The 23,652-nt window shown below is 42.9% G+C and carries 21 protein-coding genes and 2 pseudogenes; 9 read left to right on the top strand and 14 right to left on the bottom strand.

The annotated features are described in order from the left end of the window. Positions 1–83 precede the first annotated feature (83 nt). Complete coding sequence (locus tag ISG33_RS08550; RefSeq protein WP_195733190.1) at positions 84–2,174, bottom strand: S9 family peptidase; 2,091 nt, start codon at positions 2,172–2,174, stop codon at positions 84–86. A gap of 319 nt (positions 2,175–2,493) precedes the next feature. Here ISG33_RS08550 and nagA point away from each other — a divergent pair, with 319 nt between their 5' ends. After that, positions 2,494–3,636: an N-acetylglucosamine-6-phosphate deacetylase gene (nagA, locus tag ISG33_RS08545; protein ID WP_195733189.1), complete on the top strand. Its 1,143-nt coding sequence runs from the start codon at positions 2,494–2,496 to the stop codon at positions 3,634–3,636. Between the two features lie 9 nt (positions 3,637–3,645). Here nagA and ISG33_RS08540 read toward each other — a convergent pair whose 3' ends face one another. After that, complete coding sequence (locus ISG33_RS08540) at positions 3,646–4,794, bottom strand: sel1 repeat family protein (RefSeq protein ID WP_195733188.1); 1,149 nt, start codon at positions 4,792–4,794, stop codon at positions 3,646–3,648. A 274-nt stretch (positions 4,795–5,068) separates the two neighbouring features. On the opposite strand from ISG33_RS08540, the gene ISG33_RS08535 reads away from it, so the two are divergent. The 6 genes from ISG33_RS08535 to ISG33_RS08510 all read left to right on the top strand — a co-directional run bounded on the left by ISG33_RS08535 (position 5,069) and on the right by ISG33_RS08510 (position 9,388). Beyond that, the gene (locus ISG33_RS08535) at positions 5,069–5,269 is read left to right on the top strand and encodes a hypothetical protein (protein ID WP_195733803.1); all 201 of its coding nucleotides are present in this window, start codon (positions 5,069–5,071) and stop codon (positions 5,267–5,269) included. Between the two features lie 177 nt (positions 5,270–5,446). Beyond that, a complete protein-coding gene (locus ISG33_RS08530) occupies positions 5,447–6,880 on the top strand; it encodes a DUF2254 domain-containing protein (RefSeq protein ID WP_195733187.1) in 1,434 nt (477 codons plus the stop codon). A 201-nt stretch (positions 6,881–7,081) separates the two neighbouring features. Beyond that, positions 7,082–8,419, top strand: a complete 1,338-nt coding sequence (gdhA, locus tag ISG33_RS08525) for an NADP-specific glutamate dehydrogenase (protein ID WP_195733186.1) — start codon at positions 7,082–7,084, stop codon at positions 8,417–8,419. Between the two features lie 39 nt (positions 8,420–8,458). After that, positions 8,459–8,887 carry a hemerythrin domain-containing protein gene (locus ISG33_RS08520; RefSeq protein WP_195733185.1) on the top strand — a complete coding sequence of 143 codons (429 nt, stop codon included), beginning with the start codon at positions 8,459–8,461 and terminating at the stop codon, positions 8,885–8,887. A 20-nt stretch (positions 8,888–8,907) separates the two neighbouring features. Next, positions 8,908–9,126, top strand: a complete 219-nt coding sequence (locus ISG33_RS08515; protein WP_195733184.1) for a hypervirulence associated TUDOR domain-containing protein — start codon at positions 8,908–8,910, stop codon at positions 9,124–9,126. Between the two features lie 103 nt (positions 9,127–9,229). Then, entirely contained in the window at positions 9,230–9,388 is a 159-nt protein-coding gene (locus tag ISG33_RS08510; protein WP_195733183.1) for a YqaE/Pmp3 family membrane protein, read from the top strand. Positions 9,389–9,407: 19 nt separating this feature from the next. On the opposite strand, the gene ISG33_RS08505 is transcribed toward ISG33_RS08510, so the two are convergent. Beyond that, positions 9,408–10,280: an immunity 49 family protein gene (locus ISG33_RS08505; protein ID WP_195733182.1), complete on the bottom strand. Its 873-nt coding sequence runs from the start codon at positions 10,278–10,280 to the stop codon at positions 9,408–9,410. A gap of 262 nt (positions 10,281–10,542) precedes the next feature. Beyond that, positions 10,543–11,693, bottom strand: a protein-coding gene (locus ISG33_RS08500) for an IS3 family transposase (RefSeq protein ID WP_195733181.1) whose coding sequence is annotated in 2 segments (ribosomal slippage) — positions 10,543–11,423 and positions 11,423–11,693 — 1,152 coding nt in all. Because the reading frame shifts where the segments join, the coding sequence is not laid out codon by codon here. An 88-nt stretch (positions 11,694–11,781) separates the two neighbouring features. On the opposite strand from ISG33_RS08500, the gene ISG33_RS08495 reads away from it, so the two are divergent. Continuing rightward, positions 11,782–12,222: a hypothetical protein gene (locus tag ISG33_RS08495; protein ID WP_195733180.1), complete on the top strand. Its 441-nt coding sequence runs from the start codon at positions 11,782–11,784 to the stop codon at positions 12,220–12,222. A gap of 469 nt (positions 12,223–12,691) precedes the next feature. Here ISG33_RS08495 and ISG33_RS08490 read toward each other — a convergent pair. The 4 genes and pseudogenes from ISG33_RS08490 to ISG33_RS08475 form a co-directional block, all read right to left on the bottom strand. Then, positions 12,692–13,512: pseudogene (locus ISG33_RS08490) on the bottom strand (nucleotidyl transferase AbiEii/AbiGii toxin family protein). A 124-nt stretch (positions 13,513–13,636) separates the two neighbouring features. Then, entirely contained in the window at positions 13,637–14,038 is a 402-nt protein-coding gene (locus ISG33_RS08485) for a DUF6088 family protein (RefSeq protein WP_195733179.1), read from the bottom strand. Between the two features lie 225 nt (positions 14,039–14,263). Continuing rightward, positions 14,264–15,106, bottom strand: coding sequence for an SDR family oxidoreductase (locus ISG33_RS08480; protein WP_195733178.1), 843 nt, complete (start codon positions 15,104–15,106; stop codon positions 14,264–14,266). Positions 15,107–15,111: 5 nt separating this feature from the next. Continuing rightward, a complete protein-coding gene (locus ISG33_RS08475; RefSeq protein WP_229333510.1) occupies positions 15,112–16,203 on the bottom strand; it encodes an MBL fold metallo-hydrolase in 1,092 nt (363 codons plus the stop codon). Positions 16,204–16,394: 191 nt separating this feature from the next. On the opposite strand from ISG33_RS08475, the gene ISG33_RS08470 reads away from it, so the two are divergent. Beyond that, on the top strand, positions 16,395–17,009 hold the full coding sequence (locus ISG33_RS08470; protein WP_195733177.1) for a TetR/AcrR family transcriptional regulator: 615 nt from the start codon (positions 16,395–16,397) through the stop codon (positions 17,007–17,009). A gap of 44 nt (positions 17,010–17,053) precedes the next feature. Here the strand turns inward: ISG33_RS08470 and ISG33_RS08465 are convergent. The 6 genes and pseudogenes from ISG33_RS08465 to ISG33_RS08440 form a co-directional block, all read right to left on the bottom strand. Further along, positions 17,054–17,489 (bottom strand): annotated as a pseudogene (locus ISG33_RS08465) (ATP-binding cassette domain-containing protein); the annotation flags it as partial. 364 nt (positions 17,490–17,853) lie between these two features. Continuing rightward, on the bottom strand, positions 17,854–18,273 hold the full coding sequence (locus tag ISG33_RS08460; RefSeq protein WP_195733176.1) for a DUF3592 domain-containing protein: 420 nt from the start codon (positions 18,271–18,273) through the stop codon (positions 17,854–17,856). Positions 18,274–18,329: 56 nt separating this feature from the next. Continuing rightward, positions 18,330–20,198 carry a M48 family metallopeptidase gene (locus tag ISG33_RS08455; protein ID WP_195733175.1) on the bottom strand — a complete coding sequence of 623 codons (1,869 nt, stop codon included), beginning with the start codon at positions 20,196–20,198 and terminating at the stop codon, positions 18,330–18,332. Positions 20,199–20,347: 149 nt separating this feature from the next. Then, the gene (locus tag ISG33_RS08450) at positions 20,348–20,872 is read right to left on the bottom strand and encodes a hypothetical protein (protein ID WP_195733174.1); all 525 of its coding nucleotides are present in this window, start codon (positions 20,870–20,872) and stop codon (positions 20,348–20,350) included. Positions 20,873–20,970: 98 nt separating this feature from the next. Then, entirely contained in the window at positions 20,971–21,516 is a 546-nt protein-coding gene (locus tag ISG33_RS08445) for a BON domain-containing protein (protein ID WP_195733173.1), read from the bottom strand. 175 nt (positions 21,517–21,691) lie between these two features. After that, positions 21,692–23,644, bottom strand: coding sequence for a response regulator (locus tag ISG33_RS08440; RefSeq protein WP_195733172.1), 1,953 nt, complete (start codon positions 23,642–23,644; stop codon positions 21,692–21,694). Positions 23,645–23,652: the final 8 nt, after the last annotated feature.

The following is a 23,652-nucleotide window of genomic DNA, read 5'->3' as shown; positions in this document are numbered from 1 at the left end:
TTATCTGTTGTAAATTATCTTTGGCTTATTCAGCAAGCAGAAAGCCGCAAAAAGCAGCTTTCTGACTGAAACTCACACTTAGCTTACTCGGCGCTGTCTGCACCGTCAGACTTATCATCATCCTTTTTCAAACGCTCAGCCATACCCAAATCAAACTCTGGCATAGCTGTATCGCGCGTTGCATCTTCACTTAGGTAAGTGTCCATCCATCTCATTAAACGAAGCGCATAGTCATATTGTGCTGCCGCTTTGCGATTCCCGTGGCCCTCACCAGGGTAGAATACCAAGCGAACAGGGGTTTCGGTGCGCACTTTGATAGAACGATACAACTCCATTGATTGGCTCGGGTGAACACGCGTATCTTCTTCACCGTGTAATATCAAAATAGGTGTGTTTGCTTTTCCGGCGTGAAAAATAGGTGAACGTTCAATCAAGTTCATCCAATTGTCTTCCCAAGGCCATTTCAACGAGTGAACAAGCTGCATTTCATTTGGGATATCACTTGTACCGAACTTAGATACTTGATTAGAAATACCCACAAAAGCAACGGATGCCGCAAAGTGCTCAGTTAACGCAGTTGCGCCCCACATGGATGCATATCCACCATACGAGGCCCCGGTAATGCCAACGCGATCACGGTTAACAATACCCGCTTTTACAAGGGCATCTACGCCATCAACCAAATCGTTGAATTCGGCTCCTGCATAATCGTTTTGGTGCTCTTTCGCGAAAGCCACGCCGCGCCCCGTTGAGCCACGATAATTAGGGTAATAAACCGCATAACCGTCGGCTACCGCGTATTGACCCGCTGTTGAATAACCTGTCAACCAACCATCACTGTAGTGCGCTTCAGGGCCACCATGTACAGCAAGAATTAAAGGCCAACCACCCGCTGGAGCTTCACCTTCGGGCTGCATTAACAAGCCTTCTATTTTTCGTCCATCGCGAGCTTCAAAACTAAAGGTGCTTTGTTCTGCCAAGTCAATATCTGCAAGCCACGCATTATTATTGCTTAACTTTGTGCTTTTATTGCGGTTTACAGCAAACACTTCACGAGGATGTTTAGGACTGTCGGCAATAACCCGAATGGTGTTTTTACCAACGTCGGCACTACGAACCACAATATCACTCGGCGTTTTGTAAGTGCGTTTTACATCTCCATCCGTTTCATAGAGCACGACGGCGCTTTCTACGCCACGATGTGCAACGGCAAGTATGTCTTTACCGTACCAATCGATATCAGCGATATGCTGTTCTTTGTCGGCTGTTAACTGAGTTAATTCCCCTGATTGCGTGTTGGCTACCATCAATACACCCGCCGCAGAATCATTGATATCGGTTCCGGCAAGTAAACCAATATATTTGCCGTCACCGGAAAACTCGAAACTTCCAAGCTTACCTGGAATATCGACAGTGGCAGTGAGCTCGCCATCACTGGTATTGATCACGTGCAAGTCGCGCTGCATGTAAAAGTCGTCAATTAAGTTGGTTGGCGCGACCGCCACAACAATCATTTCGTTGTTTTTTGATAAATCAAAGCTTGATACGTGCCCTTTATCGAACAACTTGCTCGCTTCTGCATCATCTGCACCCAAGGCAACTGACCACAAAGAGGCTAGACGCTGATCTTCCTCATAAACATAAGCTTTGAAACCCTTTTTCTTGAGATCGTCTTTTTTCTGTTTTTCGCGAGCAACAAAATACAGTGTTTTACCATCATTCGATACTGCATAGTCACCAATGGATGTGTCGAACTCAAATACTTTAGTCGCTTCACCACCCATCATAGAAATAGAATAAAGTGCGGTGTTCTCATCGCCATCACGCTTGGTTTTAAAATACAGGGTGTTGCCATCAGCACTGAATTGAAGCGCTGAAACGCTGCCCTTCGTGCCAATGAACTGAACAGGCTTCGCTTTATCTCGAATAACAAACAAATGAGTATCGGCCGTACCATCTTCATCACCTGCCATCATATCTCTGGGTTGAGAAACGGTGTAAGCGGTGTGCTTACCATCGGCAGCAACCGTAATATTACCTGCCTGTTTCACTTTTGGTAGGTGTTCAATTTCAAAAGAAGAGGCGTTGGCAAAGCCTGCTATGGCGAGTGCACCAGCAATCATGGTTGCCTTAAAGGTGTTCCTGCAACTTGCAGTAAAAGGGGATCTAAGCATAAAGGTTCGCTCCGTCGGATTAGTTATAGTTATTTTATTCGTCGTTAATGTAATTTTTTTGTTAACACAAGTGTATGTATGTGTAGGCGTTCCGCAATATAAAAAATGCGCAAAACACGTATTCACAAACACGAGCATGTAATTTACGTACTTAGAGGATAAAGTGTTCATCTGAAGGCTTTAAAAGCATAGTCAAGCAAAGGCTGATTCTCAAGCATCAGCCCTTGTAAAAACACCAAACAAGTTGGAAAAGAGGAAAATCCCTCGAAATCAACGTAAGATAAAACGATGACACACTACATGTAAATCAATCAACCTTATGACAAGCTACTTTGCGCCACTGTTCTTCGATGGACACAAACTGCACCAGAACATCGTGTTTTCTGTTAATAGCGGCACTATCTCTAGTATTAGTGACAGTGTTAGCGATGCAAGTGAGGCACACGCGGATAAGACTATCGACGGTATTGTTAGCCCTGGTTTTTTCGATACTCAGGTAAACGGTGGCGGTGGTGTGCTTTTCAATCATGACCCTAGTTACGCGGCACTAATTAAAATAGCTAAAGGCCACCGACAATATGGCACAAGAGCTTTATTACCCACTCTGATAACGGATAATATTGTTAACATGCAAGCGGCATCGAATGCCGTTGCTGAAGCCATTTCGCAAGGCGATACCACTATTCAAGGTATTCACTTTGAAGGCCCGCATTTGAGCAATACAAAACGTGGAATTCACTCTGCAGAGCATGTACGTAGCATCAGTGACAAAGAGTTAGCTCTGTTCACTAGAAAAGACTGCGGTAAAGTTTTGCTTACCGTAGCGCCAGAAAACCTACCCAGCGACATTATTCGCGACTTAAGCCAACAGGGAATCGTGATTAGCTTAGGCCATTCAAATGCTGATATCGATACGGTGCTCGCAGCTATCGAAGCAGGAGCAAGAGGTTTTACACATCTATTTAATGCCATGTCGGGACTAAAGGCCCGTGAACCAGGAATGATAGCGGCCGCCCTCACCCATGAGAATATTTATGCCGGCTTAATTGCCGACTTTCACCATGTACACCCAATAAACTGTAAATTAGCTGCCAAAGCCTTAGGCAAAGAAGGTCTTATGTTGGTTACCGATGCTATGTCTACAGTAGGTTCAGACTTACAATCATTACCTTGGTTAAACGACACCATTTCAAAGCAGGGATCGCGACTTAGTCTGGCAGACGGCAGTTTGGCTGGCTCATGTTTGGATATGGCTAGCGCAGTGAAAAACATGTATCAATTGCTGAGTCAGAGAGCGCGCCACGATACCTTAACGAATTTTGATCTACTTGCTCTAGAGCAAGTCTTGACCATGGCGACCAGTACACCCGCTAAGTTCTTGGGCTTGGAGGGGATTGCTAAACTACATCTTGGCTCACAAGCAGAATTTATCGTGCTGAATAATGAACTTGAGTGCTCGTGAGTCTAGCGATTAAGAAGGCTCAGCGAGCTCTGGATCCGGTTTAAGTTCAGGTTCGCTCTTATCTTCTAACTCATTGAAAAAAGACTCGTAAAGCGTAGTTTCAATTATTTCTTTAAAACGTTTGAAAAAGTCTTGTTGCTGAGCGTCAAAAGCATAATCAATAAAGCGTTCTTGCTTTTTGTAGAGATCAAGACGACTTTGATAGTCAGCAAGTAACACTGTCAATTCATCTGGATTGCTTTCTTGGGACTGAATCAGATCAATAGCTTCTTTTTGTTTAGCTAACGCACTATCAAAGTCGCCAGCCGCAGCATACGCCGCTGCGAGAGTATCCACATAATAATAGGTACTAGCGTGCTCTTCGTCCGCAACAACACTCTCGGCAATATCAACTGCTTTGTTCGCGTCAAATAATGAAGGAATACTCGTCGTTGATAAAAACCAAGCGATATTGTTTGCGTGGTGAGGAAAATCGATATTAAGCGCATCATCAAGCATTGCTCGTGTTTTATCTACACTCACCTTTCCCAATGCACCAGAGTTTTGAACTAAGGCAAACTCGGTTGGTTGAAGCCAATTTTTGTCTTGTTTATAGCTACGTTCTAACAGCCAGCGTATGCTCTCCTGCTGTTGTATGGTATTGAGTTTAAGGTAATACAAGCTTGCCAAATAAGCATTAGCGATAGGATGGTCAAGGGTGGCTAATCTGCGAATACCTTTCTCACCCCTTTGATAATCGCTTGGATTATTAGCGAAGTTCATTAAAATAATTTGAGAGAACACCTCGGCATAATAGTCATATTTAGCAAGGCGGTTTGCCCAATAATATGCTTCCTCCCAGTTGTAGTGTTCACCGCCCTGCAAGTAAGCATAGACGAGCCTGCGCATTGGCTCGAACCAGCCCTCTTCAGCCATTTCAAGGCATTCGTTGAATTTCTCGGTAGGGTCTGCATTAACGACAGCGTTGCAACTTAGCAGCTGAGGATTCCATGGGGTTTCTTCAATCTTATTTTGCTCGGCAATTAGCTCGGCATTACGATTGTCACGCCAGTTAACAACGGCGATTAGGCCAGCGATAACAAACAACCAGAATAGACTTAGCGTAATTGTGCGTTTTCTGCTTTTTAATGGTGTTGATGATGGAGACGCGTCGGTCATTCTCACTTCCGTGTTATGTTTTTTTGCTCATGTCACCTGAGATTACTACTAATGGCTCGCACTTTCAATTTGGCTAGCTAGGTAAGAATGTCATGCAGACTGTGTAAATATTACTCACTCACCTACCATGCATCACCATCAAAAGTAAATTATTGATTATAATCAGTAACTTAAGTATTGGCATCAAAGGTGCTATATCGTTGTAGAAACCAGTAGTTGTGGAGACAAGATTCAATCACTCTTCGCACTTAATCAGCAATAAAAGGGAATCACAATGAACAAGATACTAACCGGTAAATTCGCTACCACTTTAATGGCTCTATTTTTTATTATGGGTCTAAGTGCTTGCTCCGAAGGTCCGGCTGAGGAAGCCGGTGAAAAAATTGACGAAATAGTAGAGGATGCAGGAAACGCAGTTGAGGACGCTTGTGAAGACGCGAAAGAAGCAACCGACGCAAAAGACAAAGACTGCTAACGCATCTTGCACGTTCGGAAATAAGAGGCAGTTTGCGCATCTGTCGCCGCAACGACCAAGTCATAAAGAGTAGTCACTGAGCCTGAAAGCGCATAGAGTAACCCTACAACGTGACTGCATGCGAACAAAAACCAAAGCTCCAGTGTGAAAGCACCGGAGCTTTTTAAGGTAAACAAAATGACCACAAAGCACATCAAGCCAGCGATGCTAATCCGATTTTTTATAAAATTAAAAAAAGCCAGTTTGGCGCTGGGTGGAAGCTTTTGGTTCGCCCCGTTGGTGATGCTTGCAGTCTCAATTGCCTTGGCCTTGAACCTAACTATCTATTCTTCCGTTGAGTTAAGCTTATTAACCTTAGTTGGGCTAAACGACCTTGATGCTGCTCGTGGCATGATTGATATGGTGGCATCTTCCGCAATTTCAGTTATTAGCATCGCATTTTCAATGACATTAGTGGCTTTAGTAATGGCTTCAAGCCAATTTGGGCCGCGTATTATTCGTAGTTTTATGGAGAGCAAAAAAACGCAGTTTACCCTTGGCCTTTTTACATCTGTGTACGCCTTCAGCCTAATTATATTTACTCGGCTAAGCGAAGAAGGTCGAGCCGCATACCAAGTAGAAGCGGAGCAAGTGTATTTGGGTTATCCAGCCTTTATTGTTTTTTTTCTAGCCATAATTTGTGTTATCGCACTTATTTTCTTTATTCATCACGTAGCTAGCTCAATTCAGGCTGATAATGTAGTAGAAGGCATATCAGAATCGTTGTTGCACGATATTAAGTCTTTACAAAACCACCATTCAGCAAAACGTAGGGAAGATGTTAGCGAGAAACAGGGGCGCGCGCTAAACACTGAGGAATCAGATTTTCTGGAGCATGACTTTGTAAAACGCCATGCCTTAGTTCATAAGAAAGTATTCTACGCAGAATCATCAGGTTACATTCAGGCCATAGAATATGATGGTTTAGCCAATTTTGCTTTGCAACATAATGCTTTCGTAAGCTTAAATTCAAGAGCTGGAAAATATCTTCTTTGTGGCAGTCCTATATTAACGGTTTACGCCAGTGCCAGTGTAGACAAACTAACGAACGCTGATTTGAATCGATTTGTAGAATTAGGACCCAAACGAACGGCATTGCAAGACCCAGAGTATGCGGTTAATCAACTAGTAGAGATTGCATTACGCGCGCTGTCGCCAAGTATGGACGACCCATATACTGCGATAAATTGTATCGATAAGATTGCCTGCGCGATCGGCACGTTCACGGCAAATAATCTTCCTAACAACTACATAAGCGATGCTAAGGGCACGCTGCGCTTGCGCAGCTGTGACGAGAGCTTTGATGATATATTCGCGAACGCTTTTAATCAAATAAGGCAAGCGGCCGTGCTTAGACCTGCTGTGCTGTGCCATTTGTTGGAAACATTCAACGCGCTGTTGGTAGCGAGCCAACAGGCTGAACATCTTATTGAGCCTATTGCAAGGCAAACAAAAGCGCTAAGAGAGTTATTTCTCAAAAGGAATGAGCTTCACGCCGAACTAGACCTAGCGTCGATAAATAGTCGTCTGCTACAACTAGACGCTTTACCAATCGATATAAACCACAAATAGAGCTTCATCTAAAAAATGTTAAAGCACGCTTAAAAAATAACGTGTAAAAATTGCAATCGATTCATGTAGCTTTTACCAGCTAGCGTCGAACCTTAGCTCCCCACGAAATTTACATCAATACATTCAACTAGTTACAAATAAAAGACCTTGGCATACAACTTGAAACATCACCTGTAATTAGGCAAAAGAGTTGGAGACCTCATGTCATTACATTCAGAAACATTGTCATGGTTAGATCAACGATCGCCACATGAAAGTGAATATCGCCAAGCTGTTGAAGAGAGTTTTCAGCACATTATTCCAATCGTCAATGCCAATCACGACTATAAGCAGCACAACGTATTACAGCGAGCGATCAGCCCCGACCGAGTGATTCAATTCAAAGTTGAATGGGAAGACGACAATGGCTGTTGTCGAATCAATGAGGGCTTTAGGGTACAGCACAGTAACAAGCTCGGCCCATACAAAGGAGGCACACGCTTTCACCCCAGTGTAAACGTATCGGTATTGAAATTCTTAGCCTACGAGCAAAGTTTTAAAAACGCCCTTACTGGGCTTGCACTCGGTGCAGGTAAAGGGGGCGCGGATTTTGACCCACAAAATGCATCGGCCAGTGAAATTAGACGTTTCAGCAAGGCTTACATGCAAGCACTGCAACCCTACATCGGCGCGACAACCGATGTGCCAGCCGGAGATATCAATGTATCGGACATCGAGCTTGGTTATATGTTTGGTGAAAACCTTAAGACTAAAAAAGCTTTCAATGGCGTGCTCTCGGGCAAACCGCTTGCGCTTGGTGGTAGTGAATATCGTACACAAGCCACTGGCAGTGGCGTTGTGTATTTCACTCAATTGGCTTTGGAAAATGCGAAAAGTACGATCGAAGAGAAGTCAGTTTGTATCAGCGGCGCGGGCAACGTAGCACTGCACGCAGCTCTTAAGGCAATTGAGGGCAACGCTGTCGTGAAAACACTATCGAACAGTAAAGGCTTTTTCCTCAATGAGGGGGGTATATCACGCGACCAGATCCACTGGTTATTCGATAACACAAAGGACTTCGACAACCCGCTAGCCGCGTTAGCGGAGAACAGCGATGGCGAGTTTTTAGAAGGAAAAACGCCTTGGGAAGTGCGGTGTGATATATCGATGCCATGCGCCACCCAAAATGAAATTGACCGCAAGCATGCTGCTACTATCGTTAAAAACGGCACTAGCTTCGTTGTTGAAGGCGCAAATATGCCCTGCAATCAAGACGCAGTGAGGACTTTCAAAGAGGCGGGCTTGACCTTTGTACCTGGAAAAGCAGCAAACGCAGGAGGGGTTATTCTTTCGGCCTTTGAGATGCAACAAAATGCTTCGATGCACTATCGCTCGAAATCCAAATTAGATGAGGCTTTGCAAGGCGTAATGAAAGAAGTTCACGAACTCTGCTTGTCGGAAGCTGACGGCCAAAATAAAGGCCCTATTGATTATGAGAAAGGCGCGAATATCGCCGCATTTAGACGTGTTGCCGACGCTATTGTGGCCTCTGGCTATTAACCTACATTCTATAAATTGAATAAACGACAGGAGATCAAAATGAAAATTTTTGAAGCATTAAGAAAAGACCATGACAAACAACGTGCGCTTGTGAAATTACTGCTCGACACTGAGGGCAAATCAAGTGTTCGTGAAACCTATTACCAACAGCTTAAAGACGAGCTAGAGGCTCACGCAGTGGCAGAGGAACGCCACTTCTACGCGCCGCTCATGCAGGCAGATGCAACAGTTAAACTGTCCAGGCATGGCGTGGCCGAGCATCATCAGATGGACAAACTAATTGCTGAACTTGATGAGTGCGACATGGCAACACCGAAATGGATGATTACCTTTAAACAACTCGCTGAAAAGATAGAGCATCATCTAGCTGAGGAGGAACGGGAGTTTTTCCAGCAGGCTGGCAAAGCGCTTAGCGAGCAAGAAAAAGAAGACTTAGCAACAGAGTACCAACAAGAGATGGCGCAATAAAACATCAAATGGAGGAAGGAATGAAACATTTTCAGACTAATACAATCGTTGAATGGGACTGGGGAAATGGTAAAGGGAAAGGGTATATTCGCGAGAAATTTACCGAAAACGTTAACCGAACAATAAAAGGCAGCGAGGTTACGCGTAAAGCAAATGACAACAATCCTGCGTACTTAATAGAGCAACAGGATGGCGACAAAGTTCTGAAGTCTCATAGCGAAATTCAGAAGGCTGATTAGCAGAAGAAAAGCATGAGCTATTTGCTCGCTACAAGGGCTACAGGCTGCGCTCAACGAAGGTGAATTGGGCGAAAATGTACAAATTAACTTTTAAGGAATTATTATGGACTTAATTAGAATTATATTATCAATTTTACTACCACCGTTAGGTGTATTTCTTCAAGTAGGATTTACGGGGCAATTTTTCCTGAACATTCTTCTCACGATACTAGGTTATATTCCAGGAATTGTGCATGCCGTTTGGATCATCGCCAAGAAGTAAATTAGTCAATCGAGGGCCATTACTCGTATTGCCTATACACCAGCCACTCAGGTATGTAGTCGTTTTTGTGCTTCAATGTCCAAGCATACTTATCGTAGGCCAAACTCACTGCCCCAAGCAGAATACTTGGCAACATTGCCTGGCTGGCTGAAATCGGGTAACTCCCTCTCACCATTTTTTTGTGACCTTGCGACGCCTCGATAATCGCTTTTTCAAAGCCTTCCTCATCTTGCTTCGCAAGGTAATACCAAGGTTTAAAGATAGTTTTTTGCCTAGCCGAAATTTGCTCTGGAGCATGCACTTTTATGTACTGCTCAAAGTAGCGGTCTTCATTACCATCAGCAGTAATCATCGACTTCATGTAGTCGACGGTGAAAGGTAGAAAATCGACTCGCTTGTCACCTGAATTACCAAGGACTTTATTGTCGTAGGTGAGTAAAAAGTCTACGGCAGCTTGTTCACGCAAAGTAATTGCATCGCAGATTAGATCTACCCAATCCATGCTGCCATATTCGGGTTTCTCTGGCACGGGTAACACACCGCTTAGGTACTCATAAGAAAAGTCTATCGGCGCAGTGTTAGGAATAATTTGGTTCTTTGCATAAAAATACTCTACATCAAACGATGAGTGTAAGTGAGCAAGCGATAGCTGCTGATACTCTTTACCCCCCTCAAGGAGGTATAACTCAGAGGCGTCGTAGACAACTTCTCTTAACTCAGAAGAAAGACTTAACAGGCCCCAAGGCATACCGTTGCGTTCTGCAGCATCTTGGACATTTGAAAGTTGCCCTTCAGCTAAGACAAGTCCATTGCGCCAAATGTCGGGTAAGGGCATGTTATTCGGATTGTAAAATGAAAAGTGCGTTTTAATATGTTTTATTTTTTTATTCATTTCCTGTGCCTAAGGTCTTCCATATGAAGGGGATACATATTTAACTTGGGAATAACTAAGCCGAACCCAATTGCTATTTAACTTCGTGATTGCTGTGTACTTATACTTGTACTGCGTTTAATGTGTACGTTACTCAAATATAGTAGCGGCTAACCGCGCACTGCAACCGTTGTCGGCAAAATTGCAACGTATTCGACTAGTAGAGCGATTGTAATTCCAATCGTACTCTACCCATCCTCCACGTAGAACTGTTCTGGTCAACTCAAACGGACACTTCTCTAAAGGAATTTTCATACTCAATGGGTGATTGATCGCCGTTCGACGAATACAATCGCTCCAGATTGTAATATTTTACATATGCTGCAACATCTTGCGTCATATGCTCTCGTGTTGGTTGCGCCACTTTGAACAACCAATCATGTTTTAAACTGCCGAAGAATCTCTCAACCACGGCGTTGTCCCAACAAGCACCTACATCCCCCATGCTAGACCGACAATTAAGTCGCTTTAATAAGCTCCTAAAGCGTTTACTCGTGTATTGCGAGCCTCTATCGCTGTGAAACACAAGTCCCTGTGTTGGCTGGCGTAGGCGATGCGCTTTCAAAAATGTCTGCTCAATCAAGTCAGTTGTCATACGTTTTGATGTATGCCAGCCGACAATACGTCGACCAAACAAGTCCATCACAATAGCCAGATATTGCCAACCTTCACCCGTTTTCAGATACGACACATCACCTGCCCACACTTGGTTTGGGCCGGGCGGGTTAAAATTCATGTTCAACAAATTGTCAGCCACGGCATCACTGTGTTTGCGTTTAGTGGTGACCTTATAAGCGATGCGTTGAGCGACAATTAACCCTAAGCATCTCATCAATTTGATGACCCGATAACGCGTTACATCAAAGCCTTCCTTACGAAGTTTTTTACCCATCTTGCGACTACCCAAACTGTCACGGCTTGCTTCAAAAAGCGCCTTCGCCCTGCGATGTAAATTCAGTGTTTGTACACTAATAATTATTGCAGGACGTTTTCGCCAAGCATAGTAAGCAGATTTACTAACACGCATCACTTTACATGACATCGCAACTGGGTACTGCTTACCTAAACTTGTTATAAATGAATACTTTATTTCATTTCTTTTGCGAAAAACGCTGAAGCCTTTTTTAATATTTCACGTTCCATTTCTAAGCGTTTTTTGTCTTTCCTGAGCTGAATAAGTTCAACGCGCTCATCCGTCGACAACGCTGATTTTTCGTTTTCTTGCTTAAACTTCGCTACCCAGTTATAAAGTAGTTTATCAGTGATGTTCAGCGAAGCGGCTGCTTCAACAACTGAGTAACCTTGTTGTGTTACCAGTGCTACTGCCTCTTGCTTAAAATCACTTGGATATTGTTTGTTAGTACGTTTAGTCATTTTTACACCTCAATAGTTGGATATTATCCTTTATTGATGTGTCCGGCTAATTCAACCACAACAAAGTTGAATGGAGGAGTTTTTAAGCATGAAAAATTTCGTATTAACATTGGCTTTCATATGCTTGGCAGGTTGCACCTATACAAGTACCAAGCCAAAAGCGATTGGTTATTTGATAATTGAAGAAATTGCCGATTCTGAAAAAGTGCTAGTCAAGATTGAGTCTATTGCAATGGAATTGCTCTATGAAAACTCTTACTCTCAAGACTTACCTATCGGTAATAACGGTATCGTTTTAAAAGCCAGAGAGTATCAAAGTGCCGATTTGTCTTTTACGTTTTTCTTTAACACCTTTCATGGTCAAAAATGCATCTTTTTTGGCATTTATAGTGATTTGCCTGAAGACTTAGTGAACCAAGAGCTAGAGCTATTTAAAGCTGAAATATTGAAAGTGGAGCATTCATTAGTGACTACTACGGAAAATTGTGGAGGACTAGAAAATACCCCTTCAATCTTCGATAGAAAGTGAGCGTCCGGCGAACTACGTCGTGTGCGTCTAGCCGACCGTACCTAGCCCAGTTCAACATTACATGGTAGCAGTTGGTCGATATCTGGATTAGGCTGACTCAGTTGTTTGAGCAGATATATGAGATAGTCGAAGGGTTACATGTTCTTTGGTTTTAAGATTTCCAATATCGTCATAGCTATAAGCTAAGCTTACAGCTAAACGGTTACTTACAGACCTCAATGTGTAGTAACCCAAGGCATCCGACGCGCTTCTAAATCAATTGGAGTAGTGTCATGTAACCTTGAGTGTAATAACGACAAAACACTAAACAATTCAAACCTTTCTAATTTTCTTCTAATTCTCTTTGCTTTTTCATCGAACAGGCTTTTACTGGTTAAAGTTTTTGTGACTCGTTTATGGCTTTTTGGTTTTCTCTTTCTTCCTTTTCCCATTTTTTCGTTAATTCATCCATTTGGGTTTCGGTGTTAGTCTAACCTTGCTCAACATAATCCAATACTTCATTGGCCAATCTAGTAAATACCACTAACGCATCGTCCCAATTCACTGGGTTTTCTGCATATACCATCGGACTCATATAGCTGTTATATCTTTCCTCGAATCTGGGTTCGTCAGTCAATAATTTCAATCCGAAACGCAATTCATCGATGGGCGATTCAACCATTTGCGGATGCTGATTACCGAAACGTTCAACATCTAACTCAATGGCGGTTGTTACTAACTTGCTGAGTGATTCTATATTTGCTGGTTGATCCTGCTGGATATGGTACGTGTCGTAGATATGCCTGATCAGTGTTTCGTCGTCATCACGTTCATTATTTCTGGCGACGCTTGCCGTTCTGCGCATCATAGATAAGAGTTTTTCGGCTTGAGTTTCTAAGGTGGCAGCACACATCATGTTGTCTACTTCGGTATCGGTTTTCAGGACTTCGGCATAGATAGACTGAATGCTTTTAGATTCAGCTTCATCTAAGAGATCTGATTCGATGAATTCCAATTTGATATGGGGCGCAGGCAAGGTGCTTGTTGGTGTACTTGGGGATAACGGATATCGAAACTGAAGTAGCGGTATTCATCGTTTACAGTTGCCTGCTCTTCAATGGAAAAGGTGCCGTTCTCTGCTATCAAAGACTCTAAATACTGCTTAACCGCTTTGCGAGCCATTCGCCTAGCGCTTCGCGATGTTAAGTCATTAAATACCTTATTCGGTACCAGTTTAATATCAATATCTTCTGACATGCGGTACGTTTTGATAGCAGACTTGGCAAGTGCAGTACCGCCTGTAAATACCAACTGGTGGTATTCCAGTTCGAATTCCGATATCAGCTTTAATAGTTGAACAACGTAGTAGTCTTTTTCGACAATAGCGGGGTTGCCTAGCCCTATGGCATCGGCAACGTCTACAAAAAGGGAACTATCAACCTGCGTTGACAAGCTGCGTCCCTACAGCAATTTTACGTGTAAAACGCGCACTCTTGGGCGTGATTTTTACCTTGGCGGGGATTTGCTTACTCTCACCTGAGAAGTTCAGGTTTGATAAATCATCAAACTGGTAATCGACACCTAACTTTTCCATCGCTTCAATCACCACGCCATCCGCGCCTGCCACGTTGTCTGGCATTAGCTTTCCAGTAATACGATTCACTCTGGCACGCACATACAACCCATAACCAATCTTCATTAGCAAGCCTTCTCGAACGAGATTCCTCAGCCCTCTGCCTACTTGGTCGTAATCTGCAATATCCTTAAAATCGGAGCGCAAGAAAACAGAACGCTTCGAGCGCTTTACTCTCGTTTGTATTCTGCTTTGAATGGTCACGTTAATTCTCCTATAAACACAGTTCAAACAATGTGCAAAAATACGACATTTGTCAATTACGAAAATACGACACTAAGGCTTTCACTCACTTTTCTTGCTCCTTTTATGCCTGATGAAGTTCACACATCTTAATCATTACCATTAATGAATGAAAAGGCGAAATACGCCTGTCCAATGAGCAAAGCCAGTACTTGCTTTGATTCGATAATAAAACAATTTACATATTTAAGACAACAATGCTTGTTGCTTCTTACCGTCGGGGTCGCACATGGTTTTTAATTCGCTAAACTTTTCTGCCCATTTGGAAGTGCGAATTCGAATTGGAGGATTATCGCTATTCACGACGGATAGTATAAGTTCTGCAACCTCATTTGCGCTTTGATAAACACCTGACTCCTTACTGCGTTGTTGAGCTGCAGCAATATAGGTGCGTAAAATTGGTAAATACTCGTCTTCCGGCAATCCAGTTGAACTCTCTAATTGCGCGATCACTGAATTGGCAAACTCTGAACTGATACCACCTGGTTCAACCAAGGTAAATTTCACACCAAAATTTGGCTGAACATAAGCTGCAAGAGACTCTGTATATCCCTCTACGGCGAATTTTGCTGCACAATAAATCTCGTTGAAAGGTTGACCGACTAAACCGCCAACAGAGGTCACATTAATGATATGTCCGCTACCTTGCCTACGCATATAAGGTAGCACTGCTTTTGTGCATCTAACAACACCGGAAAAGTTCACGTCCATCACCCAAGCAATTTCTTCTTCACTGGCATGCTCAGTCGTTTTCACGAAGCCTGCACCGGCATTATTAATGAGAATATCAATGCGCTTTTCTTTTTCAATAATGTCTTCGACCGCAGCCTGAACTGACTCGGTTTCTTGAACATCTAAGCGCAAAAGAGAATACGACAAACCTTTTTCTTTCATCGCTGATTGCAAGTTTTTAGCACTGTTTAAATTGCGCATACTAGCGTAGACCTTGAATCCTTGCTCAGCCATTTGAACCGCGGTTGCCAAGCCTAAGCCGCTTGATGTACCTGTTATTAATACTACTTTGCTCATAAGATTTATCTCCACGTAAAGGCTTTCTCTGGGTTTGACAAAGGAACGGCTTCTCCCATCTTGGGTATTGAAGTAAGGACACCTTGAGATTCGGCAGAGGTCAAAAGCCGCTCAAAGGGCTCATACCAAGGATGCAAGGCAAGATCGAATGTTCCGTTGTGCACTGGCATTAACACTTTTCCGTTTAAATCGATGTGGGCTTGCACACTTTCTTCAGGAAACATATGAATATCAGGCCAATCTTTGTCGTAAGCACCGGTTTCAATCAAGGTTAGATCAAACGGTCCAAATCGTTTGCCAATTTCTTTGAAGCCCTCAAAATAACCGCTGTCACCACTATAGAAAAGTTTATGTTTTGGCGTATTTATTACGAATGATGCCCACAGCGTTTTATTACCATCTTGCAAACCACGACCAGAAAAGTGCTGGGATGGCGTGGCTGTTATGCTTAAATTTTGTAGGTTAATATTTTCCCACCAATCTAATGAATAGATTTTATACCTAGGCACTCCCCATTTTATCAAATGGGACTCAAGACCAAGAGGAACCACAAAATACTCTGTTTTGTCACTGAGCATTTTGATCGTTTGTTTATCCAAATGGTCATAATGATCGTGAGAAATGATAACACCAGTGATTGACGGAATCGGGCCCAAGTCGAGCGGAACTTCGTGAAAGCGCTTTGGGCCTGTCCATGAAAATGGTGACGCTCTATCTGAGAACACTGGGTCAATTAACCAAATGCTTTGTGACAAGTTCAATAGCAATGAAGAGTGCCCCAGTCTATAAATATGATCTTGTGTTTCATTGAGAGTAGCGTGATCAATTGGTACTACGGGTACGCTTTTTGGAACTGGTTCAATGCGTTTTTTAAATAGATATCGTTTGAGAATACTGCCCAATTTCGAGAAGTCTTGCTTCACCCTTTTATCTTCATTTTCAAAACGGCCATTGTTGTAATGGCTATTTATTGCACGCTTCGTATCGATAGAACCTGTCATTGCCTCTTTTCCTAGCACCCAAAGTGAGTAAGTGATCATGAACACAATCACTAAAATTAACGTTATTAATGCGCCATAAACTCCTTTTCTAACCATATCTAAAGATCTCCCAATTGGCGGCTGCACTTCTATTCAAAAATAGTATTACTTATCTAAAATGTAAACTATACGGTGTAGTTTACACATAAAAATAAAGAAGTAAATTGAAAAGTAAACTACTGAGTGTAAAATGGTACAGGTGAGAAAGACGACAAGATAAATAATAATCTAATGAGAAGAGACGTTTCGTGGCTGTCAAACAAACCTTAACTGATAAGAAGCGCGCAGATATTGTCAATGCAGCGATTGCTGAATTTGATCGCTTAGGCTTTCAAAAAACGAGTATGGATCATATAGCGAAGACAGCAGAGGTATCCAAGCGAACGGTGTATAATCACTTTCCTAGTAAAGACGCTTTGTTTCGTGAAATCACCAATATTATGTGGAAGCAAGGCCTCGCTGCCACAAGCTATGAATATCAAAGCAGTAAGACTCTCAATGACCAGCTAAGTGACATAGCGTACCAAGAAATGGTATTATTGAAGACACCTTCTTTTATCAGTGTTTCGCGCTTAATTTTTGCTGAATGCTTTCACACCCCTGGTGCAGTTGAAGCTGCAGTTGAACAAATGGGGGAAGCGGAGAGTGGATTAGTACTGTGGCTAAAAGAAGCGATAAGCGCCAAACGTTTGAACATTTCTGACGTAGACATTGCATCCAAACAGTTTTATGGCATGCTTAAATCTGTCGCGTTTTGGCCTCAAATAATTGGCTACGCTTGCTATCCCGATGAGAAAACAGTGGACAAATTAGTCAGCTCTTCTGTATCCATGTTTTTATCGCAATATGAAATTCAAGACTGATTTCACCTCGTCACACTCATCTGACTCGCTTTCCAGTGCTTGCTCTAATCGACTCCGATAAAGCCGCCTGTTTGGTGTGCCCAAAGTTTCGCATAAATGCCATCCAGAGCAATGAGCTCTTGGTGACTTCCAGCTTCGACAACCTTACCTTGATCCAGCACTAAGAGCCGATCCATTTGAGCAATGGTAGACAAACGGTGGGCAATTGCTAACACTGTTTTATCTTCCATAATCTTGTCCAAACACTGCTGAATCGCCGCCTCTACTTCTGAATCAAGCGCGGATGTTGCTTCATCTAATATCAAAATGGGTGCATCTTTTAACATCACCCGAGCAATGGCGATACGTTGTCTTTGCCCGCCAGAGAGTTTCACACCTCGCTCACCTACATGGGCATCATAACCTGTGCGCCCTTTTTGCATCACTTAGACTCAGAATAAAGTCATGTGCTTCGGATTGTTTTGCAGCAGTGATCATATCCAAGTATAAGAAATATTAACGTAATACGCTAGACATAGTGACAGCTGTATTTGAGTCCAGTTTTACGTTTTCCTGATAGGTGTTTTGAAGAAAATATGAAATGAGTTGTTGTCAAGATAAGTAAATGAACTGACCTTTGATACTGAAATTCGAAATGAGATATATGGAAGTTCTTGCCTCAACATATTGCATGTTCAAGCTCTCGTTTTTTTGTAACTTATGCGCCAAAGTCAAAATCTCGTTGGATGGTGTAGTCGTCAATTATTGAGGTTTGCACGGTTTTGAAAACCGGCGGGGCTCTACCAGTATTGGCGGTAATCAGTGAGTTGAAGTGGCATAGTTAATTTGGCCACCTATTTAACTATTACAACATTAAACGTAAAACCCCGGCAACAATCAATAAGATGCCGCCAAGACCCGCTAAGGCCGCAATCCATCCATACGTAGAAAAGAAAGACAGGACTTGCGCATTTTTTGGATTATCAGCTGAATAAATCACGGTCACGCCTTGGCTAGGGTTGTGCACACTAGTGCTGCTTTCAAACTGTATAAGTTCACCCGTTATGGTAGTAAACTCAAATTTGGGAAAGGTACTCGATGCCATTTTAACGTCTTTTAAAGCATCGAAGTCTGTTGAGCTGGTGTATTCATAACCAATGAAAGTACCCTCTGCAGTAGAGGCATTAGCTAAAAACTCGCGTTGTTTGAAAAATTGAATAGCTGCGTACACCAATAAAATGCAAGCTACAATAAGAATAAGCGCTGGGGCAATCGTTTTCATCATTAGTGTTTCTCATTGTGGACAATTAGCCGCTCGGGCATGCAGTAGTATTTGTTTAGTTAACTAAAATGCATACCAAGCTTCTTCGTGCGTTTAATAATACTCTTGTGCTGAAAGTCTTTATCGATCACAAAGACTGCGAACTTCGCGCCCAGAGTCTCAGTGAGTGCGTTCACCACCTTCGATTCGTTCACCATAAAACCTTTGGTTTGAATAAATACGATATAGGCTGCCGTGGTAATTTCTTGAGGAAGCTCGCGTTTTGCGATCCAAAACGCTTTTACATTCTTTTGGTTTTCAAGAGCGCTTTGTAAAAATGCCACTTCTTGGGCGTCAAACTCAGGAGCAAGCACAGAGTCGTGTTTGTCGATGGTACTCCACTTGGCATCAAGCTTGTCACAATGATCGTAGTGAGCCTCTAATTGTGTTCGCCATTGTTCCAAAGCCTCAGTTTTTTGAAGACCTTCACTTATCGCTATCAGTTCACCTAGTGCCACTTCTCTGCAGCCAAAATCGTCCAACATATCCACATAAAGGGTTTCTGCAGCTTCAATATTGCTATTTTGTAGATGTTTAGCGAGGTGCAGCCGCAGCGCATTGTCATCAGGAAACTTGGCTTGAAGCTGCTCAAGTGTTGCTAGTTGCAGCTCTCCCTGATTAAACTGGCTATTGGCATTTAACCACAAATGGGCTTCTTCCAGGCCAATGTTTGATATGTCACTTATATCAATGCTCGAGGCCTCTGCTTTAATTTCTTTCCCGTACTTATGATGTGCTTGCCAATCGTCGGAAACACTTTGCTCCCATTCTTTGTTGTAGATCTCGACTAATACGCTCAAGTTGTCACCCAAAAACTGTTTAGCCGCATTAGCCTCGGCATCGGACTTAAGAATAATGGGCGAATCAAAACCAAGGGCTGATAGCCGGTCCTTTAAGCATGGATGGGTATCTTCTGCGCTAGTTTTTGTGTTCATGTTTGCAAGAAGGTCTCTCTCATCTAGGCTCTGACGGTAATTCAGAATAAATGCATAAAGTTGTTCGTAAATGTCACTAGGTGCTTTCTCCTCGGTATTCGCCTGTTGCCAAATTTGAGCCCAGAACTGTTTTTCCATTGCGGTAGCCATAGCTTCCGTTAGTCCTAACGCGCTTGCAAGTGCTCGTTTGCTTTCAACACTTGCGGCAGCTGCGTCAGCTTCATATTCGTTAAATCGCGCCAAGGCGAAAGAGTAGCCAGCGAAATGAAGCGAATACCAAGCAAAGAAAGTCCTAAGAGGCTTAGTAACGATACTGTCGTTTTGTTGAAGACTACTGTCGATTCGATGCCATATTAGGCGCACACGATACACCCAATTATTGAAGCGGCTATGCGATGCACTCAAATGCCCCATTTCATGCGCTATAACGGCTTTGCATTCTTCCACACTCAGTGTCATAAGCAATTCTAAACCCAAGCACAGGGTGTTTTTCTGCCACCCAAAAATGCCCAAGCGAGGTGTTTGAGCAATGCCCGCATTCAACTCAGGCACCATTATGATTCTATGGATGTTGGCAGTGTTTAGTTCTTTTGAAAGCTGTCGTACTTGTTCGTGTAATAGAGGATAATCGCGACGGCTGAGTTCATAGCCTTGCGGTGCCGATACTTTCACCCAAACTGATTTAAGAACAAGCCACGCGGCTGGTGCGATCAAGAAGATAAGCTTTGTTTTGACCAAAATAATAAGTGCAGCAAGGCCAAAGGTACACAACCATACAAGGCCTGCAAGAGTGCCCAGAGCGAGCACAAACAACAAAGCAATAATGCCATAACCTAGCAGGCCCAAAAATAGTATTTTTCGCTTATATTTTTCTGGGTTGGCTTTAAATTCTAACTCAGCTTGATGGTTTAACTCTGTGAACTTTTTTCGACTTTCCGTGCGACTGTGATGCATGCAACTTTCCTTGTCATCTGTTTTGCTGCGCTCGTTTTACCATTAATTTTCAAAAAGTGAAAGGCTAAGTCTCTCCCAAAATGATCAGGATATTGAAAACGGCGCAAAAACTGAAATCAGCATTCTGCATGCAACCTTATTGATCGTGTTTAGGCACTCATCGCCAAAGCCTTCGTTTGCTTTATTTCGTCAACTATCTTTTGCTTTGACACATTGACTGCTTCAACGTCGATGAGTAGAGTCCAATTATTCTCGTTATTGGCTTTCAAGGCTGCTTGATTGATGGTATCTCTCTCTGGCTTAAGGCTCCTCATTCCTGCATAAAAAACGCCCATGAAAATACCTGGGCTGATAAGCGCAACGAATGTGAACAAGGGGTTATTTGAAAACATGGCTGGTCCGAAACCTACGAGTAATACAGCTACTAACATACCAAATACAAAGCTAGCAAAGGCATAGAGGAAATGATCTGAGATCATTTGTTTACCAATGGCTGCACTTTCACCTTCTAGTTTCGCCGATACTGAGCTTTCATTTGGCTTGAGTATTTTTATATTTTTTTCATCCAAGTTGAAGCGCTTTTTAAGTAACGATCTCGCCTCTTCTATTTTTTCTCTTTCATCATATACTGCCGCTATTCTGTGATCGAACGCGTTGGTGATAACCACTGACATAAATACCTCTCTGTTAAAATCGCTTTGCTTGAGTTTTCGGCGTTACACGAAAAGGAGTGCCGCGTGGCTACGCAGCACTCCCAGCCTAAGTTAGTTAACTATTCGCTTTCGACCTTGAGCATACTTTTGACTTCTTCTACATCATCAGTATTTTCCGCGATAGTCACGGCTAAGTCTCGTTCGCTCGAACTAGCTACCGTTCCGTTTAGAGTCACTACTTTATTGTCAACATCGACGTCGATCGACGTGCCACTTACTTCCGAGTCAAAGAGCAAGCGACTTGTGATCACCGTAGAGATTTTAGCGTCGGTGAAAGAGCCGGCTACATCTGCACTCTCTTCTAATTGCGTACCGACAACAGATAGGCGATTAACAACGTCGCTTACCCCATCGATACCTAGAATTAGTTCTTCGGCTAGTTCTTTCTCGATACTGTTATCAACCTTCCCCGTTAAAGTAACGATGCCATTGTTCACGTCGGTATTTATATCGAAGGAATCTAGGTTGCCATTAAATAAAATAGTGGCTTCGGCTTTGCCATCAATCCAAGCGTCCTTCGCCTCTTTTTCCCACTTGTTTTCAGCGGCTGCTGTTGTTGAAAATAAAGCAGTCATTAGGGCAACAGATAATAGTGTGTGTTTCATGTATTTCTCCTTGGTTGGGGTAGATAATATAAACATCACTTAACTGAAGCGAAGTTCATGCCAATATTAAACACATGATTTTATTGACATTTATTTAGCATACTAGAAAAGTATGAAGTTATTCATGTAAGAATTACAGGGTATAAGTAGAATTTTCGGGGTACTAGAAGTAGGCCTAGCCCAACCATTTAGCTAAGTCAGCTTTACTAGTTGGTTTTACAAAGTGATTGGAAATTGGATAGGTGGTAAGTATGCGATCATCTGGTTGGTCGCCACTCAAAATGCTCACCTCTCCGGCCACTGGATATTCAAAGAAAGCGTTTAGGAAGTTGACACCGGATAAGTCGGGCAAACCAAGGTCCAATAGGTGGTGAGTGATATCAGGCCTCTCTTTTACTACTGCAAGAGCTGCGGCAGCATGGCTGCTAATAACAACATCACACTCAAGTTGCTCTAACATCATTCGCATAATCGCCGCGTTGTCTTCATCATCTTCAACTAGATGTACTAAGCTAGTGTGCTTGCTTGCCGCGGCTCGCTGTTTGGCTATTAAGTCTTTGAGTAGCTCCCACATTATTGCTTTATTTAGGGGCTTTGATAGTAGACCGTCAAAGCCCTTATCCATCAGGCTTTTTTGCATTCCCTTCTCGATTGCGGCAGTCATCGCAACAATCATGAGTTTAGGGTGTTTTTCTTTCAGTTGCGCAGTCGCCTCAATGCCAGTCATTATCGGCATATGTAGGTCCATTAGCACAATATCGAAGGCGCTGGCAGCGTCAGTTGATGCTGCATCTTGTATTTTTTGAAGCGCGTCGGCTCCGTTACTCGCAAAAGCTAAGTCAAGCCCTGTTTCTTTGAGGAATAACCCAGCTAGTTGCCTTATTTCTAGCACGTCATCGACTATTAGCACCTTTCCTTCAAGCTGAGGCGCTAAGGCTTCGTTATTTACACTCACTCCCTGATGAAGGTTAAAATCAAGCAGGGTACTGTCGCTATTTTCCGGATTATTGTTAGCGATACGACAGGGCACACGTAAGGTGAATTCGGAGCCCTCCCCCAAGCGTGATTCAACTGTCAGCGTACCCTTCATGTGTTTTATAATTTCAGACGAAATAGACAGCCCTAAACCGGCACCTCCAGCTTTTCTGTTTGCCACATCTTCAACTTGTGTGAAAGGCGAAAAGATATCTTTAGTTTGGTCGGGAAGCATACCTATTCCAGTATCTTTTACCTTGATTTCCAGTCTTGGTTCAGGAGTGGCGAAGTAAGAAAAGCAAGCACTTACTTTTCCTTTATCTGTGAATTTAATTGCATTTCCAAGAAGGTTCAGCAATACCTGTCGAAAGCGCATATCGTCGATAATAATTCGTTTTGGCAGCTTTGTTAGGCAATGAAAATTGAGTGAAAGGCCTTTTTCGATAGCATTCATAGACACTAAAGCTTGTAGCTCTATTAGCGTCTGCTCTAAATCAATGCCTTGCTCTTTCAACTCAAACTTATTCGCAGCGATCTTTGATAAGTCGAGTACATCATTTAACAGATTAAGTAAATGCTTACCGTTGTTCGAAATAATGCTCAACTCTTTGTGAAATTTCTCTGCTTCGGTATTGTCGAGTAATAAGGAGGTATAGCCCAAAATTGAGGTTAGAGGTGTGCGCAATTCGTGGCTTAGATGAGCGATGAACTTATCTTTGGCGACGCTCTGCGCTTCCTTCTTTTTTCCTAAGCTGCGGGCAAACTCTAATGCTTTACGCGTAACCGCATATTGCACCGACTTTTCGAATACGTCATCGTCAATGGCCGATTTCATCACAAAATCTTGTGCACCATTTTTTATCGCGCGCTCAGCAATACTTCTGTCGTCTTGACCCGTAAGCATAATGATGGGAGTAGCCAATTCAGCACTGGCAACTTCCTCCAGCACTTCGATGCCCTCATAACCGGCTAAGCGATAATCAAGTATGCAAAGATAAAAACTGCGTTCTTTTAGCAGCTCAACTGCCTCGGCCTTGTGGTAGCAAGTCAAAAACTCGCAATCATCGCCAAAAACATCTCGAATACGCTCTTCGATCAAAAAGCAATCGTCTTCGTCGTCATCAATAATAAGAATGCTTTTAAGAACGGTCATGGTTTTGA

This window comes from Marinibium conchae, from assembly GCF_015595035.1.
Taxonomy (GTDB): domain Bacteria; phylum Pseudomonadota; class Gammaproteobacteria; order Enterobacterales; family Alteromonadaceae; genus Glaciecola.
This window is presented reverse-complemented; position numbering and strand designations above follow the sequence as displayed.

Bases quoted from the DNA above. Each gene is read 5' to 3' on its own strand.
- ISG33_RS08550 (WP_195733190.1), bottom strand. From the start codon at position 2,174: ATGCTTAGATCCCCTTTTACTGCAAGTTGCAGGAACACCTTTAAGGCA.
- nagA (WP_195733189.1), top strand. From the start codon at position 2,494: ATGACAAGCTACTTTGCGCCACTGTTCTTCGATGGACACAAACTGCAC.
- ISG33_RS08540 (WP_195733188.1), bottom strand. From the start codon at position 4,794: ATGACCGACGCGTCTCCATCATCAACACCATTAAAAAGCAGAAAACGC.
- ISG33_RS08535 (WP_195733803.1), top strand. From the start codon at position 5,069: ATGAACAAGATACTAACCGGTAAATTCGCTACCACTTTAATGGCTCTA.
- ISG33_RS08530 (WP_195733187.1), top strand. From the start codon at position 5,447: ATGACCACAAAGCACATCAAGCCAGCGATGCTAATCCGATTTTTTATA.
- gdhA (WP_195733186.1), top strand. From the start codon at position 7,082: ATGTCATTACATTCAGAAACATTGTCATGGTTAGATCAACGATCGCCA.
- ISG33_RS08520 (WP_195733185.1), top strand. From the start codon at position 8,459: ATGAAAATTTTTGAAGCATTAAGAAAAGACCATGACAAACAACGTGCG.
- ISG33_RS08515 (WP_195733184.1), top strand. From the start codon at position 8,908: ATGAAACATTTTCAGACTAATACAATCGTTGAATGGGACTGGGGAAAT.
- ISG33_RS08510 (WP_195733183.1), top strand. From the start codon at position 9,230: ATGGACTTAATTAGAATTATATTATCAATTTTACTACCACCGTTAGGT.
- ISG33_RS08505 (WP_195733182.1), bottom strand. From the start codon at position 10,280: ATGAATAAAAAAATAAAACATATTAAAACGCACTTTTCATTTTACAAT.
- ISG33_RS08495 (WP_195733180.1), top strand. From the start codon at position 11,782: ATGAAAAATTTCGTATTAACATTGGCTTTCATATGCTTGGCAGGTTGC.
- ISG33_RS08480 (WP_195733178.1), bottom strand. From the start codon at position 15,106: ATGAGCAAAGTAGTATTAATAACAGGTACATCAAGCGGCTTAGGCTTG.
- ISG33_RS08475 (WP_229333510.1), bottom strand. From the start codon at position 16,203: ATGGTTAGAAAAGGAGTTTATGGCGCATTAATAACGTTAATTTTAGTG.
- ISG33_RS08460 (WP_195733176.1), bottom strand. From the start codon at position 18,273: ATGATGAAAACGATTGCCCCAGCGCTTATTCTTATTGTAGCTTGCATT.
- ISG33_RS08455 (WP_195733175.1), bottom strand. From the start codon at position 20,198: ATGCATCACAGTCGCACGGAAAGTCGAAAAAAGTTCACAGAGTTAAAC.
- ISG33_RS08450 (WP_195733174.1), bottom strand. From the start codon at position 20,872: ATGTCAGTGGTTATCACCAACGCGTTCGATCACAGAATAGCGGCAGTA.
- ISG33_RS08445 (WP_195733173.1), bottom strand. From the start codon at position 21,516: ATGAAACACACACTATTATCTGTTGCCCTAATGACTGCTTTATTTTCA.
- ISG33_RS08440 (WP_195733172.1), bottom strand. From the start codon at position 23,644: ATGACCGTTCTTAAAAGCATTCTTATTATTGATGACGACGAAGACGAT.